Genomic DNA, 16612 nt, shown 5'->3' on the forward strand with positions numbered 1-16612 from the left:
CTGGTGAGAAGATACTGTCCATGACATTCCGCTGGACTTCTGCGCCACAGGAAGCGTTGCTGTCTCTGCGCCCGATACATGGATCGGGCTCCTCTCGGTAGCAGGGCCGACATGAGGTTGGCCCGCAAACCGGGAGACCAACATGACCAACACCGCAAAGACCCGCAAATCGCGAGTATCAAAGCCGAAGACGGATACACCACGGAAGTCGAAGACCGCGCTGGTGCGCGAGATGCTCCAACGCGCAGACGGAGCCGGCCTTGATGAGCTCTGCAAGATGACGGGCTGGCAATCGCACACGGTGCGGGCCGCGCTCAGCGGCCTGCGCAAGGCCGGCGATGTGATCGACCGCACGAAGAATGAGGACGGCAAATCGATCTATCGGATCACCGCAGCCGCAGAGGCGCAGTGATGGTTGCGGTATCCGAGATCGAAACGATGGACCGCCCGCAGCTCATCGCGCTCTGGCAGGACCACTTCGGTGGTCCGCCGCCAAAGAGCCTGAGCCGACCGTTCCTGCGGCGGACGCTGGCATTCGAAATGCAGTCACGGGCACAGGGCGGTCTGCCCAAAGGGTTCGTGGCGAAGCTGGAACGGGCAGCCGGAGGCGATGCGCCCAAGCGAAGTACGGGTCTGCAACCGGGCGGTCGGCTCCTGCGGGAGTGGAATGGCGTCACCCACGTCGTCGACGTCACCGAGCAGGGGTTCCGCTGGCGCGACCAAAGCTGGCGCTCGCTTTCGGCCATCGCGCGCGAGATCACCGGCGCCCATTGGTCCGGTCCGCGCTTCTTTGGGCTCAATGGGAGGGCAGGGGGATGACCAGGAAAATCCGGTGCGCCATCTATACCCGCAAGTCCACCGAGGATGGGCTCGACCAGGAGTTCAACTCGCTTGATGCGCAACATGAAGCCTGTGCGGCCTATATCGCGAGCCAACGGGGCGAAGGCTGGAGTATGCTTCCCGCCCGCTATGACGATGGTGGCGTATCGGGCGGCACGCTGGAACGTCCGGCGCTCACGCAGCTGATGGAGGACGTCGATGCCGGGCGCATCGACATGATCGTGGTCTACAAGATTGACCGGCTGACGCGCTCGCTCTCGGACTTCGCCAAACTGGTGGACCGGTTCGAGGCCGCCGGGTGTTCCTTCGTGTCGGTCACACAAGCCTTTAACACCTCCTCGTCGATGGGCCGGCTCACGCTCAACATGCTCTTGAGCTTTGCCCAGTTCGAGCGTGAAGTGACGGCGGAACGCATCCGCGACAAGATCGCGGCCTCGAAGAAGCGCGGCCTCTGGATGGGCGGCGTGCCGCCCCTTGGCTACAACGCGCATCCCGATCCCAACACCCGCAGCCTCGTCATCAACGAGGGCGAGCGTGGCACGGTCGAAACCCTTTATGATCTCTACGACGAACTTGGCTGTCTCCGGGCTGTCGAGCAGGAAGCTGACCGCCGCGGTCTGCGTTCCAAGCGGCATGTCTTCTCGACGGGCCGGGTGCAGGGCGGCGGCTCGCTGTCCCGGGGCCAGATCCACCACATTCTCTGCAATCCAATTTACGTCGGCCGAATCCGCCACAAGGACAAGGTGTTTGACGGACAGCATGCGGCCATCATCGTTGACGAGTTGTGGGACCGGGTGCAGGCCAAGCTGCAGGACGCGAGTGTCAGGCCAAGATCGAGAAGCAAAGCGCAGGGGAGCGCGACCAGATCTGCGCCGCTCACGGGCAAGTTCCGCGACCAGACCGGCGACCGCCTGACGCCATCGCATGCGAGCAAGGGCGGTCGGCGGATCCGCTACTATGTCTCGAACCGGCTTCTCTCCGGGGGCGACAAGGCGAACGGTTGGCGGCTACCGGCCCAGCAGTTCGAGAACTCGGTTGCCACCACGGTCGCAAAACATCTCGAAGACGCCATGCGCCGTCATACCCTGCTCGCGGCTCCCGACCTGGAGGCGGCGGACGAAACCTCGCGCAAAGTGGACGATCTTGTTCAACGCTTTCGAAGCGGAGATGCCCAGCTTCTCAAGACGCTCGTCACTGAGGGGCAGCTTGGAAAGGATCGTCTCAAGATACAGCTTGACCGTGATGAAATTGCGGCCCTTCTGGAAATGGCTCCCGAAGACATATCCGAGGCGATCCTGTCCATCGAGGCTCCATTCACGATGCGACGGCGAGGTGTGGAAGCGCGAATCGTCACCGGCGAGATCCTGTCCGGACCGGACCGCACGCTTATTCGTGGATTGGCCAAGGGCCATAAATGGGCGGCAGACCTCCAGAAGGGCATGCCGATCTCGCAGATTGCCCGCCGTGAAAAAGTGACCGAGGCCTACATTCGAACACGGGCGCAGCTCGCGTTCCTGGCGCCGTCGATCCAGACGGCGATTTTCGATGGCAAGCAGCCAGCCAATCTGACGCTTGAAAAACTGGTGCGCATGCAGATCCCGCTCGACTGGACTGAGCAGGAGAGATTGCTTGGAATCGGCGCGTAACAGGCCGTCCCTGATACGCGATCCAATCTCCCTGATCCTCCCTGAAAATTCCCTGTTAGCCTGAAACGTTTCCCTGTTCTGTTTGTAGGGAAATGACGCCTTAAGGTATTGTTTTGCAGTGGTTTCGTCTTGGGCGCATATGCCCAATCTCTCTCAATACCCTGTAAATCGAGTGTTATCAGGGAAATCTCTCTAAAACCGAACCGCGCCAAATGGCCAACTGAGACGCGGGCTATGATCCAGGGGAAATGGGGAGATACGGTGCGTCTCACTTCGAATGCCCAGCTCGTATCCAGCGGGAATTGCGGCTGAAAACGCGGGAAAACCGTACACGGGAAATGAGACTGGGGTGGGTGGCGGAGGAGGTGGGATTCGAACCCACGGTACGCTTTCACGTACGCCGGTTTTCAAGACCGGTGCAATCGACCACTCTGCCACTCCTCCGGGTCCGGACCTCCTTAAGGGGGCCTGCGCGATTCTGAAAGGTGCGAGTTGCAGGGGAATTTCGCCAAGGAGCGCGCGGCGCACTTTTCTTGTGTCCGAACTGGCGCTAGACTGCGGCAAGAGCGGCCTGTGCGCGGGGTGCGCGTGGGGCGGAAGGCGAGAAAATCCGGAAAAACCGGGAGGGCGCAGATCAACGCGCCGCGACAGGCAAGGAACTTGGGATGGCGTATCATACAGAAGGGCGCAGGCTATTGAGGGCGGGCACGGCGATCGCCCTGGCCGGCGGGCTGGCCCTTGGCGGCTGCGGCGAAGGCACGGAGGGCGGCACGTTCGGCTTTCTCAAGCCCAAGGCCGACACGGCCGAGGCGGCGGACATGCAGGACACCTCGACCACCAAGCTGGTCGAACGCGATGTCGAGGCGCCGGAAGTCTTCCAGGTCACCGATAGCGGGCTGTGGGACGGCCGGCCCTCGCTGGGCGGCGTCTGGGTGGCGCACCCCGACGTGAAGGAGCCCGAGCGGGTCATCATCCGCAACACCAAGAATTCCAAGTTCGTGATCGGGGCGCTGTTCCGCCGCGAGCGCAACAACCCGGGCCCGTCGATCCAGGTGTCGTCGGATGCCGCGTCGGCGCTGGGCATGCTGGCCGGCGCCCCGGCGCAGCTCAACGTGACGGCCCTGCGCCGCGAAGCGCAGCCCACCGATGCGGAAGAGGTGGCCGAGGCGCCCGCGACCGATCTGACGGCGCCCGAGAGCGTCGAGGCGACCACGCTCGATCCGGTCTCGACCGCGACCGCCGCGATCGAGGAGGCCGAGGCCACGCCGCCCACGCCGGAACCGAAACCCAAGCCGCCGCAAACCTCGTCTCTCGACAAGCCCTACCTGCAGATCGGCATCTTCAGCGTCGAGGAGAACGCCCTCAACACTGCCGAGGCCATGCGCCAGAACGGCATGGTGCCGACCGTCAAGAAACAGAGCGCCAAGGGCAAGACCTTCTGGCGCGTCATCGTGGGCCCCGCCGCCAACAAGGCCGAGCGCAGCGCGCTGCTGCGCAAGGTCAAGGGCGTCGGGTTCGCGGATGCCTATCCCGTAACAAACTGAAGCTGATCCCTATGCCTCGTCTGACCCTACTCCTGTCGCACATCGTTCTGATCGTCCTGCTGGCGCTGCCGGCGCGCGCCTTCGACACCCAGGCCAAGGCCGCCTATGTGATGGACATGACGACCGGCACCGTGCTGCTGGACAAGAACGCCGATACGCCGCTGCCGCCTGCCTCGATGTCGAAGCTGATGACGCTCTACGTGGCGTTCGAGGCGATCCGTGACGGGCGGCTGTCGCTCGACGAAAAGCTGCCGGTCTCCGAGCACGCCATGAGCTATGGCGGCTCGACCATGTTTCTCGACACCACCGACCGGGTGACCGTCGAAGACCTGCTGCGCGGCATCATCGTGCTGTCGGGGAACGACGCCTGTGCCGTGATCGCCGAGGCGCTGAGCCCCAACGGCACCGAGGCCGGCTTTGCCCGCTTCATGACCCAGCGCGCCCAGCAGCTGGGGATGACCAGCTCCACCTTCCAGAATTCCAACGGCTGGCCCGCGGCGGGCCACCTGATGAGCGTGCGTGACCTTGCGCTTCTGGCCCGGCACATCATCGAGGATTTCCCGGAATTCTACCCGATGTTCGCCGAGACCGAGTATTCCTTCGATGGGCGCGCCCCGCAGAACACGCAGAACCGCAACCCGCTTCTGCGGCTTGGCATTGGCGCCGACGGCCTCAAGACCGGGCACACCGAGCGGGCGGGTTATGGCCTTGTCGGGTCGGCCAAGCAGGGCGACCGCCGGGTGATCGTGGTGGTCTCGGGCCTGCAGACGGCCGGCCAGCGCGCCGAGGAGGCCGAGGCGCTGGTCACCTGGGCCTTCCGCCAGTTCGTGCAGAAATCGGTGGTCAAGGCCGACACGCAGGTTGCCATGGCCGATGTCTGGATGGGTCAGGCCGACAGCGTCGGGCTGGTGCCGGGCGAGGATGTATCGGCCTTGCTGCCGGTGCTGTCCGATGAAGAGGTGCAGGCCGAGGTGGTCTATACCGGCCCGGTTCACGCGCCGGTGGCGAAGGGTGACGAGCTGGCCCAGCTTGTTTTCGCCCCCGAAGGCCTGCCCGAGAAGAGCGTGCCGCTCTATGCCGCCAACGACGTGCCGTCGGGGGGCTTTCTCGTCAGGCTCAAGACGGTGTCGGGGCTGCTTCTGAATCGGCTGAGGCAGGGCCCCGAGGGCCAGCTTTGAGTGGCGGTGCCCGGTTCATCACGCTTGAAGGGATAGACGGTTCGGGCAAGTCGACACAGGCGCGGCTGCTGGCCGAGGCGCTGCGCGGGCAGGGGCATGTCGTGCATCTGACGCGCGAGCCGGGCGGCAGCCCCGGGGCCGAGGAAATCCGCAAGCTTCTGCTGGAAGGCGACCCCGATCGCTGGTCGGCCGAGACCGAGATCCTGCTCTTTACCGCCGCGCGGCGGGACCATCTGGAGCGGGTGATCGAGCCGGCGCTGGCACGCGGAGAGATCGTCATTTGCGACCGCTTCGCCGACAGCACCCGCATGTACCAGGGCCTGCGCAGTGCCGAGGGCCGCGAGATGGTCGACAGCCTGCATGACCTGATGATCAAGCGCGAGCCCGACCTGACCCTGCTGATCGACCTCGACCCGCAGGCGGGGCTTGACCGGGCGCTGTCGCGCAAGGGCAGCGAAGAGCGCTTCGAAAGCTTCGGTACCGACCTTCAGGCGCGGATGCGGGCCGGGTTCCTGGAGCTTGCGGGCGACTTTCCCGACCGGATCACCGTCATCGACGGCGCGCGGGCGCCCGAGCAGGTTGCACAGGATATCCTGGGCGTCGTAACCTCGCGCCTCAGATGAGCGACGACTCCACAGCCAGACCCGATCAGATCGCCGGCGCCCCGCATCCGCGGGAGACGCCTGAATTATATGGTCAAAAACCCGCCGAGCAGGCGTTCCTGACCGCGTTCAACTCGGGCCGCATGCATCATGGCTGGTTGCTGACCGGCCCGCGCGGGGTGGGCAAGGCCACGCTGGCGTGGAAGATCGCACGGTTCCTGCTGGCCACGCCCGAGGCCGACGAGGGCGGGCTGTTCGGCGATGCACCGCCCGTGCCCGATACGCTCGACGTGCCCGAGGATCATCCGGTCGCAAGGCGCCTGCTGGCCGGGTCCGACCCGGGGCTGTACCACATCACCCGCAGGGTCAACGAAAAGACAGGCCGCCTGCGCGACATGATCATCGCGGAAAATGTGCGTGATTTGAACCGCTTCCTGCACATGTCGGCGACCGAGGGCGGGCGGCGCGTGGTGATCATCGACAGTGCCGACGAGATGAACACACAGGCCGCCAACGCCCTGCTGAAGATGCTTGAGGAGCCGCCGGCAAGAACGACGCTGCTGCTGATCAGCCACCAGCCCGCCAAGCTTCTGCCGACGATCCGGTCACGGTGCCGCGACCTGCGGCTGGTGCCGCTCTCGACCGAGGATATGGCCGCCGCGCTGCGGCAGGCCGGGGTGGAGCCGGGCACGGAGACCGAGGCGATTGCCGAGCTCTCCGGCGGGTCGGTGGGGGAGGCGGTGCGGCTGCTGAACCTCGAAGGGTTAAAACTTTATGAAGAGCTGGTCGGATTGGCGGCCAGCCTGCCGCGGCTTGACCGGCCCAAGGCCAATGCGCTGGCACAGGCCGCGGCGGCGCGCGGGGCGGAGGACAAGCTCGACCTGCTTTTCGGCCTGACCGACCTGATGCTGGCCCGGCTGGCCCGCACGGGCGCCACCGGCACGGCCCCGCCCGAGGCCGCGAAAGGCGAGGCCGAGATGCTGACCCGCCTCGCGCCCGGGCCCCACCAGGCGCGCGCCTGGGCGGCGCTGGCGCAGGAGATCGGCGAACGCGCGCGCCATGGCCGGGCGGTGAACCTTGACCCTGCCGCCTTGGTGCTTGATACGGTCTTCAAGCTGCAAAACTGTGCCAGAGCCTGAGGTTTCATGTCCGACCCCGTCGCGATCACCGACAGCCATTGCCATCTCGACTTCGACACGTTCGACGAAGAGCGTGACGATATCGTTAACCGCGCGGTCGAGGCCGGCGTCACGAAGATGGTCACGATCTGCACCAAGCTGCGGCTGGAGCCGCAGGTGCGGGCGATCGCCGAGGCCTATGACCCCGTCTTCTACGCCGCCGGCACCCACCCGATGAGCGCCGCCGACGAGCCGATGGCGACGGTCGACGAGCTGGTGAAGCTGGCAGAACATCCGAAATTCGTGGGCATCGGCGAGACGGGGCTCGATTACCATTACACCGCGGAAAGCGCGGAGGTGCAGAAGGAAAGCCTGCACGTCCATATCGCCGCCGCGCGCGAGACCGGCTTGCCGCTCATCATCCATTCCCGCGATGCCGACGAGGACATGGCCCGCATCCTGACCGACGAGTACAGGAACGGCGCCTATTCCTGTGTCATGCATTGCTTTTCTTCCGGGGCCGCGCTGGCGAAATCGGCGCTGGAGCTGGGGTTCTACCTATCGATGTCGGGCATCGCCGCCTTCCCGAAAAGCCAGGAGCTGCGGGATATCTTTGCCGCCGCGCCGGCCGACCGGATCCTTGTCGAAACCGACGCGCCCTATCTTGCGCCGCCGCCCTATCGCGGCAAGCGGAACGAGCCCTCCTATACCGTGCACACCGCCAAGGTGGGAGCCGAGGTGTTCGGCATGGACTGGCCCGATTTCGCGGCGCAGACACAGGCGAATTTCCGGCGCCTCTTCTGGAAGGCCGCCGCATGACCGAAACGCGCTTTACCATCCTGGGCTGCGGGTCGTCCGGCGGGGTGCCGCGGCTGGGCAACAACTGGGGCGATTGCGACCCGGAAAACCCGAAGAACAACCGCCGCCGCTGTTCGATGCTGATCGAGCGGGAAGGCGAGGGGGGCACGACCCGGGTGCTGATCGACACCTCGCCCGACCTGCGCAGCCAGCTTCTGGGCGCGGGCGTGGGCGAGTTGGATGCGGTCGTCTACACCCATGACCACGCCGACCACGTGCACGGGCTCGACGACCTGCGGATGATCGTCTTCAACATGAAGCAGCGGGTGCCGGTCTGGGCCGATGGCGACACGCAGAACACGCTTTATTCCCGCTTCGGATATGCCTTCATGCAACCTGAGGGCTCGCCTTATCCACCGATCCTCGAGATGCACACCATCAAAGGCGACATCACGGTCGAGGGGGCCGGCGGGGCGGTGACGCTGCGGCCGTTCAAGGTGAACCACGGCTCGATCGATGCGCTGGGCTTCCGGATCGGCGAGCTGGCCTACCTGCCGGACGTGGCGGAGATCCCCGAGGAAAGCTGGGCCGCGCTGGAGGGGCTCGATTGCTGGGTGCTCGACGCGCTGCGCCGCACGCCGCACCCGACCCATTCGCACCTGGAACAGTCGCTTGAGTGGATCGGCCGCGCCGCGCCGCGCCGGGCGGTGCTGACCAACATGCATATCGACCTGGATTACCAGACCGTGGCGGACGAGACGCCCGAGCATATCACCCCTGCCTATGACGGCATGGTGATTACCTATACGGACTAGGCCCTTGCAGGCGCTTATTGATGTCATCCTTCCGGTCTTCCTGGTCATCGGGTTCGGTTACCTGGCGGTCTGGCGGGGATGGTTCAGCCAGGCGGGTGTCGACGGGCTGACGAAATTTTCGCAGAGCTTTGCCATTCCCTGTCTTCTGTTCACCGCCATCGCGCGGCTGGACCTCGGCCAGAGCTTCGACTGGCGGCTTCTTGTCAGCTTCTATGCCGGCGCCCTGGCCGGGTTCACGCTGGGGCTGTTCGGGGCGCGGTTCCTGTTCCGGCGGGACTGGGAGGATTCGGTTGTCATCGGGTTCATCTGCCTGTTCTCAAACTCGGTCCTGCTGGGGCTTCCGCTGACCGAACGGGCCTATGGCGCCGATGCGCTGGAGGCGAATTTCGCCATCATCGCGATGCATTCGCCGATCTGCTACGGCATCGGGATCTCGGTGATGGAGATCGTGCGCGCCAAGGGGCAGGCGGGTTTCGGCGTGGTCAAGCGGGTGGTGAAATCGATGTTCTCGAACGCGCTGATCCTCGGGATCGGGGCGGGGTTCATCGTTAACTTCTCCGGTGTGACGCTGCCCGGCGTGCTGAACGATGCGCTTGACCTGATGGTGCGGGCCGCGCTGCCGGCGGCGATCTTCGGGATGGGGGGCGTGCTGGCAAGCTACAAGGCCGAGGGCGATTTCCGGATCGTGCTATATGCCTGCCTTATTTCATTGGTCATTCACCCGACGATCACCCGCAGCATGGGCCTGGCGCTGAGCCTGCCGGTGGAGCCCACACGCTCGGCCGTTCTGACGGCAGCGATGGCGCCGGGGGTGAACGCCTATATCTTCGCCTCGATGTATGGCCGCGCCATGCGCGTGGCTGCGACGACCGTGCTGGTCGCCACTGCGTTAACCATTTTGACCGCCTGGGTCTGGCTGAGCTTCCTGCCGTAAGGGGCAGGGGGCTTCGTAACAGACCTTCCTTAAGACTTCGCAAACGCCGTGGAGATCATTCCTTCGGCGGCGCGCCACCCGCAAAGCTGTTGCCGTTGACGTAATCGCAGGGCGCTTCCTGCATCTGCAGGTGCAGCCCGTCATCCTCGTACGGGTGGGCGCGGGCGAAGTCCTCGTCGACCTCGATGCCGAGGCCGGGGGCCTCGGGCGGGGTGATGAAGCCCTGCTCGACCCGGATCGACCCCTTGATCAGCCGGTCATGGAACTCGGTCTCGATCGTCTCGCACATCAGCAGGTTGGGGATCGAGGCGGCGAGGTTGATATTCGCCGCCCATTCCACCGGCCCGGCATAGAGATGCGGGGCGAGCTGTGCGTTGTAAACCTCTGCCATGGCAGAGACTTTCTTCATTTCCCAGATGCCGCCCGCCCGGCCCAATGCCGGTTGCAGGATGGCCGCCGCGCCCTCGCGCAGGAGGGGGGCGAACTCGGCCTTGGTGGTCAGCCGCTCGCCGGTGGCGATGGGGATGCGGACTTTCGCGGCCACCTGGGCCATCTGGCCGACGCTGTCGGGCGGCACCGGCTCCTCGTACCAGAGCGGCGAATAGGGCTCGAGCGCCTGGCCGAGGCGGATGGCCCCGGCGGTGGTGAACTGGCCATGGGTGCCGAAGAGCAGGTCGGCCTTGTCGCCCACCGCCTCGCGGATGGCCTTGCAGAAGGCGACCGAGAGCGAGATGTCGGACATGGCCGGCATATGCCCGCCGCGCAGGGTGTAGGGGCCTGCCGGGTCGAATTTTATCGCGGTATATCCGCGGCTTACGCAGTCGAGTGCGCTTTCGGCGGCCATCTCGGGCGAGGTCCAGAAATCGGCCAGCTTGTGATGCGGCAGGGGGTAGAGATAGGTGTAGGCGCGGATGCGCTCGTTCATCTTTCCGCCGAGCAGGGCCCAGACCGGGCGGCCGCGGGCCTTGCCGAGGATATCCCAGCAGGCAATCTCCAGCCCCGAAAAGGCGCCCATGACGGTCAGGTCGGGCCGCTGGGTGAAGCCCGAGGAATAGGCCCGGCGGAACATAAGCTCAATGTTTTCAGGGGTTTCGCCGGCCATGTGCCGCTCGAACACGTCGCGGATCACCGGCTTCATCGCCTCTGGCCCGACCGAGGCGGCATAGCATTCGCCCCAGCCGGTGATGCCGGTATCGGTGGTCAGTTTCACCAGGATCCAGTAGCGCCCACCCCAGCCCGGGGCAGGCGGCGAGGTGACGATGATGTCGAGGTCTTGCAGCTTCATGGCGGGCCTCCCGAAGGGGGTTTTGCAACGTCGGTATTACGTCGGTATTTTGTCGGTATCACGTCGGTGCGGCATCGGCGCGGCCTAGCGCAGCATGATCACGTTGCGCCGCGCGCTGCCGGTGTTGGTGTCGGCGATGGCCTCGTTGATCTGGTCGAACGACCAGCGGTTCGAGATCAGCTCGTCGAGCTTGAGGCGGCCCTGGGCGTAGAGGTCGATCATCCACGGAATGTCGCGCTTGACCACCACGTCGCCCATCAGCGAGCCGGTGATGCCCTGCCCGTAGGCGGCCAAATTCACCGGCTCGTAGGACGACATGTCGCCGGAATGGGGCATGCCGACCGCGATGATCCGGCCGCCGCCCGCAAGGTAGCGCGGCGCCTGGTCATAGGCGGGGATCGCGCCCACGGTCACGAAAACGGCGTCGGCGCCCCGGCCCATGGCCTTTTTCGCGGCGCGCCAGGGTTTTTCTTGGGTGGCCAGCACGCCGTCGGTCGCGCCGAAGGCCTTGGCGTCTTCCAGCTTGCCCTCGCTCATGTCGACGGCGACGATACGGCGGGCGCCGGCGATGCGCGCGCCCTGGATGGCGTTGAGCCCGACACCGCCGGCGCCGATCACGACCACGTCCTGCCCGGCGCGCAGCTTGGCGGCGTTGACCACCGAGCCGATGCCGGTGATCACTCCGCAGGCCAGCAGGCAGGCGGCGTCCATCGCCATGTCCTCGGGGATCTTCGCGACCTGGCTGTGATGCACGACGACCTTCTCGGCAAAGGCGCCACAGGCCATCGCCTGATGCAGCACACCGCCATCGGCCGTGGTCAGCGGCCCGTGATCGCCATCATAGGGCGTGTCGCAGCCGGTGGGCCGGCCGCTGCCGCAGCTGGCGCATTCGCCACAGGCGCGGATCAGCGTCACGACCACCGGGTCGCCCTCGGACAGCCCGTTGACCCCGGCGCCGACGGAGGTGACGCGGCCCGCCGCCTCGTGGCCGTAGACGGCGGGCAGGGTGCCGCCCCAGGCGCCCTCGGCATAGGAAATGTCGGAATGGCAGATCGCCACGGCATCGAGCGTGACCTCGATCTCGCCCATCTCGGGGGCGCGCAGCCTGACGTCTTCGATGACAAGGGGTTTGCCGAATTCGTGGCAGACGGCGGCCTTGATGGTTTGCATGATGATCCCTCCGGCAGGTTTTGAGGGGCAGCCTGACCCGGATTCTTTCACCGGTGCAAGCGGGAAAAAGGCGGCTTCGGCCTCTTACGGGGCGGAAACGGGGCGGCGCGTGGTAAGGAACAGCACGAGCGCCGCCAGGGTGAGCAGAAGCGCGGCGAGGAAGGGCGCGCCGGGCAGGTAGATGGCGCCGCCCGGCATGGTGGCCGCGGCGAAGACGCCGGTCATCAGCAGGGGCGAGAGGATCATCGCCAGCGCGTTGACGGAGGTGAGGATGCCCTGCAGCTCGCCCTGCGCGTCATCCGGCGTCTGCTGCGACATCATCGCCTGCAGCGCGGGCACCGCCATGGCGGCCATCGCGGCGACCGGCGTGAGGATCAGGGCGAGCGGGCCATTGGTGATGAAGGCCAGCACCGGGAAGGCGAGGATGGAAAAGCCGAAGCCCAGCACCACGGTGCGCAGCTCGCCCAGCCGCGACAGCGCCAGCCGGATGACGCCGCCCTGCACGACCGCCATCGAGATGCCGAAGACGGCCAGCGACAGGCCGATCATCCGCGGATCCCAGCCAAAGCGGGCCTGGGTGAAATAGGCCCAGATCGCCGGGTAGACATGGGTGGCCAGCTGGTAGAGCAGCAGCACGGTCAGCAGCCGCCCCATGCCGGGCAGCGCCCGGATCTGGCGCGCGGCGCCGAACGGGTTGGCGCGGCGCCAGATGAAGGGACGGCGTTTGTCGGGGGTGACGGTTTCGGGCAGGATGACGAGGCCGAAGAGGAAATTGGCAAAGGCCAGCGCCGCGGCGGCATGGAACGGCGCGCGGGTGCCCAGGTCGCCCAGCACCCCGCCGATCACCGGCCCCAGCACGAACCCGAGGCCAAAGGCGGCGCTGACCATGCCGAACCCCGCGCCGCGTTTCTCGGGCGGCGAGATATCGGCCATGAAGGCCGAGGCGGTGGAATGGGTCGCCCCGGTGATGCCACCGACGATGCGGCCCAGAAGCAGCAGCCAGATCGAGCCCGCCAGCGCCATGACCACGTAATCGATGGCCATCACGAAGAGCGAAATGAGGAGTACCGGCCGCCGCCCGAACCTGTCGGAGAGGTTGCCCATCACCGGCCCGAAGAGGAATTGCATCACCGCGAAGGCGGTCGACAGCACCCCGCCCCAAAGCGCCGCGCGGGCCAGGCTGCCGCCCTCGACCTCGAGGATCAGCGCCGGCATGACCGGCAGGATGAGCCCGATGCCCATCGCGTCGATCATCACGGTCATCAGGATGAAGATGGTGGGCAGCCGCCGCCGCATCGGCCTCTCCGGTCTGGCGGGGCCGGGCCCCTGTCTGCCGACCATAGACGCGCCACGCCCCCCTGCAAAGCGCCCCCCCGTGCTTCTTCTTGGGTCAAATATCCAGTCCGTTACGGATGTGCGATCATGGGTGCGGGCGGGAGCTTGTAAATATCCAGATGTGAAGACATCGTCTCCGCGCCGGGGCCCCGGCCGCATTGGTTTGTCCTGCACACTTGATTGGAGCGGTTGGCGCTGACCCCATGCGACTGGAACAGGAGTATCATGATGGATGATCAAGGGGGCCACATGGTTGCAGCCAACGGTCCTCGTGCAGAGTTAGGTGGGCACTTGTTGTCAGAGGCAGGTCAATAATCCCGCGAATGGTGTGGTATTGCCAACCACACGAAATTCCCCAATCCCAATAACAAGTTCCTTCGCCGGGGGAGTGGCATCCACCGTCAACGGTACTATGACTATCTGAACAAGCGGTTGAAAAATGTTCTTCCCAGCCAATAGTCGAAGACGACTCGGCAACTTGCAGATGAAATTGAGCGCGGCGAAATTAACTGGTGACTATGATGGCATATTACGAATTGAAGTATCCAGATGACGTTAGTGCTTGGGTTGCCACCTTGGGCCGACACCCAGGTCAAAAGTTTGATCCTAAGACCGGCGCGGAAGACTTTTCGGAGCACAGAAAAGTTGCTCATTATCTGGCGTCTTGGCGACCGGGAGAAGATTGGCGTCCAGCGCCGGTTTGCCTACATTTCAGGGCACGAGGGCGAAAGCTCGTCAAAAAAGATCGCATTTTCAACGATGTGGTCGGGCCTTTCATTTCGCAGAATGCTGTTGAAAGAATGCGAAATCTTCTTGAGCGGCAAGGTCATGTCCTGCCACTTGATGTGGTAAACAGCGACGAGCGATTTTTCTTATGGTGGGTGCCCTGTATCGAAGACAGCGTTGACTATACGCGTTCGGAAAAATTTCCAGATGGAACAGTAAAGAAAATTGCGCTTGATGTCCAAAAAGTTGCTGGCATCACAGCGTTCAGGCCGCATTATACAGGTATGTACAATCCAAGTTCACAAGGCATGGTTCTGGTCGATGAGGAGTTCAAATCCGCATGGAATGATGCAAAGCTAACAGGAATAGATTTTAGCCCAGTTTAGCCGTCTTTTGGCGTGTTCTCACTGGCAGCCTGAAAGTCATTTAAACACTTGTATTGCCCGAACATCTGAGTGCCATTGGTGATGGCCTGCTCCACTTGGAGTCCGCATTTGTCAATGAAATCCCTTAAGGATTTCAACGTGGGGGCAGCGCCCCCTTACCCCGTTGTCAGATATGCCCCGTCTCGCGCAGGAAATCCGTCAGCAGCCCGGCATATTCCTCGGGTTTCTCGACGCAGGGCAGGTGCCCCGCGCGGCGCATCAGGTGGAAGCTCGACCCCGGCACCAGCTCGACCGTCTCGCGCACGAGGTCGGGCGGCGTGGCGCCGTCTTCCGAGCCGGCGATGCCCATGAGCGGCAGTCGCAACCCGCTGGTGGGGGTATAGAAATCGGTGCCCGCGATGGCCGCGCCGCAGCCCATGTAGCCCTCGGCGGGCTGGCTCACCAGCATGTCGCGCCAGTAGGGCAGGGCGTCGGAGGCCAGGAAGTCGCGCGAGAACCAGCGCTCCATCACCGAGTCCGCCATCGGCTCGAGGCCACCTTCGCGGATCGCGGCGATCCGGTCCTCCCACATCTCCTTGGTGCCGATCTTGGCCGCCGTGTTCGACAGCACCAGCGCGCGGACCTGGTCGAGCCGCTTGACCGCCAGCCCCTGGCCGATCAGCCCGCCGATGGAGAGGCCCACGAAGACCGCATCGCGCACGTTCAGGTGGTCGAGCAGCTGCTCGGCATCCCGCACCAGCGCGCCCATCGCGTAAGGTGCGGGCGGCACCGAGCTTTTGCCGTGGCCGCGCTTGTCGTAGCGGATGATCCGCAGCCCCTGCGGCAGGTAAGGCAGGATCGGGTCCCACAGGTGCAGGTTGGTGCCCAGCGAATTGGCAAAGACCACCGGCGCACCGGCCGGATCGCCGTCTTCTTCGTAATGCAGGGTCACGTCGTCGAGTTGCAGCTCGGGCATGGGGCCTCCGGTGGTCTTGTGGGTCGCGCGCCCCGGGCCTGGGCCCCGGGGCCTCCTTGTCGGCTGTGCGAGGTCCCGGGTCAAGCCCGGGACGGATCAGTAGGGCAGGCCCACGTAGTTTTCCGCCAGCGCCCGCTGGGCGGCCTCGTTTTCCGACAGGAAGGCCAGCTCGGCGGCCTGGACATGCAGGTCGAACTCCGACTGTTCGGGGAAACGGTGCAGCAGGTTGGTCATCGACCAGCTGAAGCGCTGGGTCTTCCAGATGCGCTCCAGCGCCGTTTCGGAATAGCGGTCGAGCCCTTCGCTCTCGCCGTCCTGATAGTGGGCGACCATGCCGTGATAAAGGTAATGCACGTCGCTGGCGGCGGTGTTGAGCCCCTTGGCGCCGGTGGGCGGCACGATATGGGCGGCGTCGCCGCAGAGGAACATCCGGCCCCAGCGCATCGGCTCGCACACGAAGGAGAGCAGCGGCGCGATGGATTTCTCGATCGACGGACCGGTGACGAGTTTCTCGGCCGTATCCTCGGGCAGGCGGCGCTTCAATTCGGTCCAGAACGCCTCGTCCTCCCAATCCTCGGGCCGGTCGGAGAGGGCGCACTGGATGTAATAGCGGCTGAGGTTCGCGTTGCGCATCGAGCAGAGGGCAAAGCCGCGGTCGGAATTGGCGTAGATCAGCTCGTCCTCGACGGGCGGCGTTTCCGACAGGATGCCGAGCCAGCCGAACGGGTAGGTCTTCTCGTACTCGGTGCGCACCTCTTCCGGGATCGCCTGTCGCGAGGGGCCGTGGAAGCCATCGCAACCCGCGATGAAATCACAATCGAGCCGGACAACCTTGCCCTCGTGCAGGAAGGTCACGAAGGGCGCGTCGGTGTCGAGATCCTGCGGCCGCACGCCCGAGCACTCGAAAAGCGTGGTGCCCCCTGCCGCCTCGCGTGCGTCGTAGAGGTCGCGGGTCACCTCGGTCTGGCCATAGACGATCACATGATTTCCGGTGAGTTTCTCGAAGTCGATGCGGAAAAGCCCGCCTTCATGGGCGATGCCGGTGCCCTCGTGGATGATGCCTTCCTTGTCCATCCGCGCGCCCACGCCCGCCTCGCGCATGAGCCCGGCGAAACCGGTTTCCAGCACGCCCGCGCGGATGCGGCCGAGCACATGCTGTTTCGTGCGCCGTTCCAGAACGACGGTGTCGATCCCGTGTTTCAACAGCAACTGCCCAAGCAGCAGGCCGGACGGCCCGCCGCCGATGATGGCGACCTGAGTGCGCATGACGATCCTCCCCT

At 65.0% G+C, this 16612-nt stretch carries 16 protein-coding genes and 1 tRNA gene; 11 read left to right on the forward strand and 6 right to left on the reverse strand.

Annotation, left to right across the window (positions count from 1 at the left end):
* Positions 1-142: 142 nt before the first annotated feature.
* From RIdsm_RS08210 to RIdsm_RS08220, 3 genes are read left to right on the forward strand one after another with little or no spacing between them, the layout of a single operon-like run.
* Positions 143-412 carry a DUF3489 domain-containing protein gene (locus RIdsm_RS08210; protein ID WP_057814155.1) on the forward strand — a complete coding sequence of 90 codons (270 nt, stop codon included), beginning with the start codon at positions 143-145 and terminating at the stop codon, positions 410-412.
* Positions 412-819 (forward strand): DUF2924 domain-containing protein, encoded by a 408-nt coding sequence (locus RIdsm_RS08215; protein WP_057814154.1) that lies wholly within the window; start codon positions 412-414, stop codon positions 817-819. The genes RIdsm_RS08210 and RIdsm_RS08215 overlap by 1 nt, the downstream gene beginning before the upstream one ends.
* Positions 816-2486: a recombinase family protein gene (locus RIdsm_RS08220; RefSeq protein WP_057814152.1), complete on the forward strand. Its 1671-nt coding sequence runs from the start codon at positions 816-818 to the stop codon at positions 2484-2486. The genes RIdsm_RS08215 and RIdsm_RS08220 overlap by 4 nt, the downstream gene beginning before the upstream one ends.
* A 354-nt stretch (positions 2487-2840) precedes the next feature.
* Here the strand turns inward: RIdsm_RS08220 and RIdsm_RS08225 are convergent.
* Positions 2841-2930 (reverse strand) — tRNA-Ser (locus RIdsm_RS08225).
* Positions 2931-3151: 221 nt separating this feature from the next.
* Between RIdsm_RS08225 and RIdsm_RS08230 the strand changes: the two genes are divergently transcribed.
* The 7 genes from RIdsm_RS08230 to RIdsm_RS08260 are packed head-to-tail and all read left to right on the forward strand — an operon-like array spanning position 3152 to position 9475.
* Positions 3152-4030, forward strand: a complete 879-nt coding sequence (locus tag RIdsm_RS08230) for an SPOR domain-containing protein (RefSeq protein ID WP_057814150.1) — start codon at positions 3152-3154, stop codon at positions 4028-4030.
* 11 nt (positions 4031-4041) lie between these two features.
* Positions 4042-5208, forward strand: a complete 1167-nt coding sequence (locus RIdsm_RS08235) for a D-alanyl-D-alanine carboxypeptidase family protein (protein ID WP_057814148.1) — start codon at positions 4042-4044, stop codon at positions 5206-5208.
* On the forward strand, positions 5205-5831 hold the full coding sequence (tmk, locus tag RIdsm_RS08240; protein WP_057814147.1) for a dTMP kinase: 627 nt from the start codon (positions 5205-5207) through the stop codon (positions 5829-5831). The genes RIdsm_RS08235 and tmk overlap by 4 nt, the downstream gene beginning before the upstream one ends.
* On the forward strand, positions 5828-6949 hold the full coding sequence (locus tag RIdsm_RS08245; RefSeq protein WP_057814145.1) for a DNA polymerase III subunit delta': 1122 nt from the start codon (positions 5828-5830) through the stop codon (positions 6947-6949). Before tmk ends, RIdsm_RS08245 begins: the two co-directional genes overlap by 4 nt.
* Before the next feature lie 6 nt (positions 6950-6955).
* Complete coding sequence (locus tag RIdsm_RS08250; protein WP_057814143.1) at positions 6956-7747, forward strand: TatD family hydrolase; 792 nt, start codon at positions 6956-6958, stop codon at positions 7745-7747.
* Complete coding sequence (locus tag RIdsm_RS08255; protein ID WP_057814141.1) at positions 7744-8541, forward strand: MBL fold metallo-hydrolase; 798 nt, start codon at positions 7744-7746, stop codon at positions 8539-8541. The genes RIdsm_RS08250 and RIdsm_RS08255 overlap by 4 nt, the downstream gene beginning before the upstream one ends.
* Before the next feature lie 4 nt (positions 8542-8545).
* On the forward strand, positions 8546-9475 hold the full coding sequence (locus RIdsm_RS08260) for an AEC family transporter (protein ID WP_057814138.1): 930 nt from the start codon (positions 8546-8548) through the stop codon (positions 9473-9475).
* A gap of 55 nt (positions 9476-9530) precedes the next feature.
* Here RIdsm_RS08260 and RIdsm_RS08265 read toward each other — a convergent pair whose 3' ends face one another.
* The 3 genes from RIdsm_RS08265 to RIdsm_RS08275 form a co-directional block, all read right to left on the reverse strand.
* Positions 9531-10760: a mandelate racemase/muconate lactonizing enzyme family protein gene (locus RIdsm_RS08265; protein WP_057814137.1), complete on the reverse strand. Its 1230-nt coding sequence runs from the start codon at positions 10758-10760 to the stop codon at positions 9531-9533.
* An 84-nt stretch (positions 10761-10844) separates the two neighbouring features.
* Positions 10845-11930, reverse strand: a complete 1086-nt coding sequence (locus RIdsm_RS08270) for a Zn-dependent alcohol dehydrogenase (RefSeq protein WP_057814136.1) — start codon at positions 11928-11930, stop codon at positions 10845-10847.
* An 84-nt stretch (positions 11931-12014) separates the two neighbouring features.
* A complete protein-coding gene (locus tag RIdsm_RS08275) occupies positions 12015-13226 on the reverse strand; it encodes a TCR/Tet family MFS transporter (protein WP_057814135.1) in 1212 nt (403 codons plus the stop codon).
* A 560-nt stretch (positions 13227-13786) separates the two neighbouring features.
* On the opposite strand from RIdsm_RS08275, the gene RIdsm_RS08280 reads away from it, so the two are divergent.
* Entirely contained in the window at positions 13787-14377 is a 591-nt protein-coding gene (locus RIdsm_RS08280; RefSeq protein WP_143100403.1) for a hypothetical protein, read from the forward strand.
* A gap of 166 nt (positions 14378-14543) precedes the next feature.
* Here RIdsm_RS08280 and pcaD read toward each other — a convergent pair whose 3' ends face one another.
* Positions 14544-15332 carry a 3-oxoadipate enol-lactonase gene (gene pcaD, locus RIdsm_RS08285; RefSeq protein ID WP_057814133.1) on the reverse strand — a complete coding sequence of 263 codons (789 nt, stop codon included), beginning with the start codon at positions 15330-15332 and terminating at the stop codon, positions 14544-14546.
* A 96-nt stretch (positions 15333-15428) separates the two neighbouring features.
* Entirely contained in the window at positions 15429-16598 is a 1170-nt protein-coding gene (gene pobA / locus RIdsm_RS08290; protein ID WP_057814131.1) for a 4-hydroxybenzoate 3-monooxygenase, read from the reverse strand.
* Positions 16599-16612 lie beyond the last annotated feature (14 nt).

The sequence above is a fragment of the Roseovarius indicus genome, assembly GCF_008728195.1.
Classification (GTDB): domain Bacteria; phylum Pseudomonadota; class Alphaproteobacteria; order Rhodobacterales; family Rhodobacteraceae; genus Roseovarius; species Roseovarius indicus.

Coding starts and splice junctions, on each gene's coding strand:
- pobA (WP_057814131.1), bottom strand. CDS start 16,598: ATGCGCACTCAGGTCGCCATCATCGGCGGCGGGCCGTCCGGCCTGCTG.
- RIdsm_RS08210 (WP_057814155.1), top strand. CDS start 143: ATGACCAACACCGCAAAGACCCGCAAATCGCGAGTATCAAAGCCGAAG.
- RIdsm_RS08265 (WP_057814137.1), bottom strand. CDS start 10,760: ATGAAGCTGCAAGACCTCGACATCATCGTCACCTCGCCGCCTGCCCCG.
- RIdsm_RS08255 (WP_057814141.1), top strand. CDS start 7,744: ATGACCGAAACGCGCTTTACCATCCTGGGCTGCGGGTCGTCCGGCGGG.
- RIdsm_RS08275 (WP_057814135.1), bottom strand. CDS start 13,226: ATGCGGCGGCGGCTGCCCACCATCTTCATCCTGATGACCGTGATGATC.
- RIdsm_RS08230 (WP_057814150.1), top strand. CDS start 3,152: ATGGCGTATCATACAGAAGGGCGCAGGCTATTGAGGGCGGGCACGGCG.
- RIdsm_RS08215 (WP_057814154.1), top strand. CDS start 412: ATGGTTGCGGTATCCGAGATCGAAACGATGGACCGCCCGCAGCTCATC.
- pcaD (WP_057814133.1), bottom strand. CDS start 15,332: ATGCCCGAGCTGCAACTCGACGACGTGACCCTGCATTACGAAGAAGAC.
- RIdsm_RS08250 (WP_057814143.1), top strand. CDS start 6,956: ATGTCCGACCCCGTCGCGATCACCGACAGCCATTGCCATCTCGACTTC.
- RIdsm_RS08270 (WP_057814136.1), bottom strand. CDS start 11,930: ATGCAAACCATCAAGGCCGCCGTCTGCCACGAATTCGGCAAACCCCTT.
- RIdsm_RS08245 (WP_057814145.1), top strand. CDS start 5,828: ATGAGCGACGACTCCACAGCCAGACCCGATCAGATCGCCGGCGCCCCG.
- RIdsm_RS08280 (WP_143100403.1), top strand. CDS start 13,787: ATGGCATATTACGAATTGAAGTATCCAGATGACGTTAGTGCTTGGGTT.
- RIdsm_RS08220 (WP_057814152.1), top strand. CDS start 816: ATGACCAGGAAAATCCGGTGCGCCATCTATACCCGCAAGTCCACCGAG.
- RIdsm_RS08235 (WP_057814148.1), top strand. CDS start 4,042: ATGCCTCGTCTGACCCTACTCCTGTCGCACATCGTTCTGATCGTCCTG.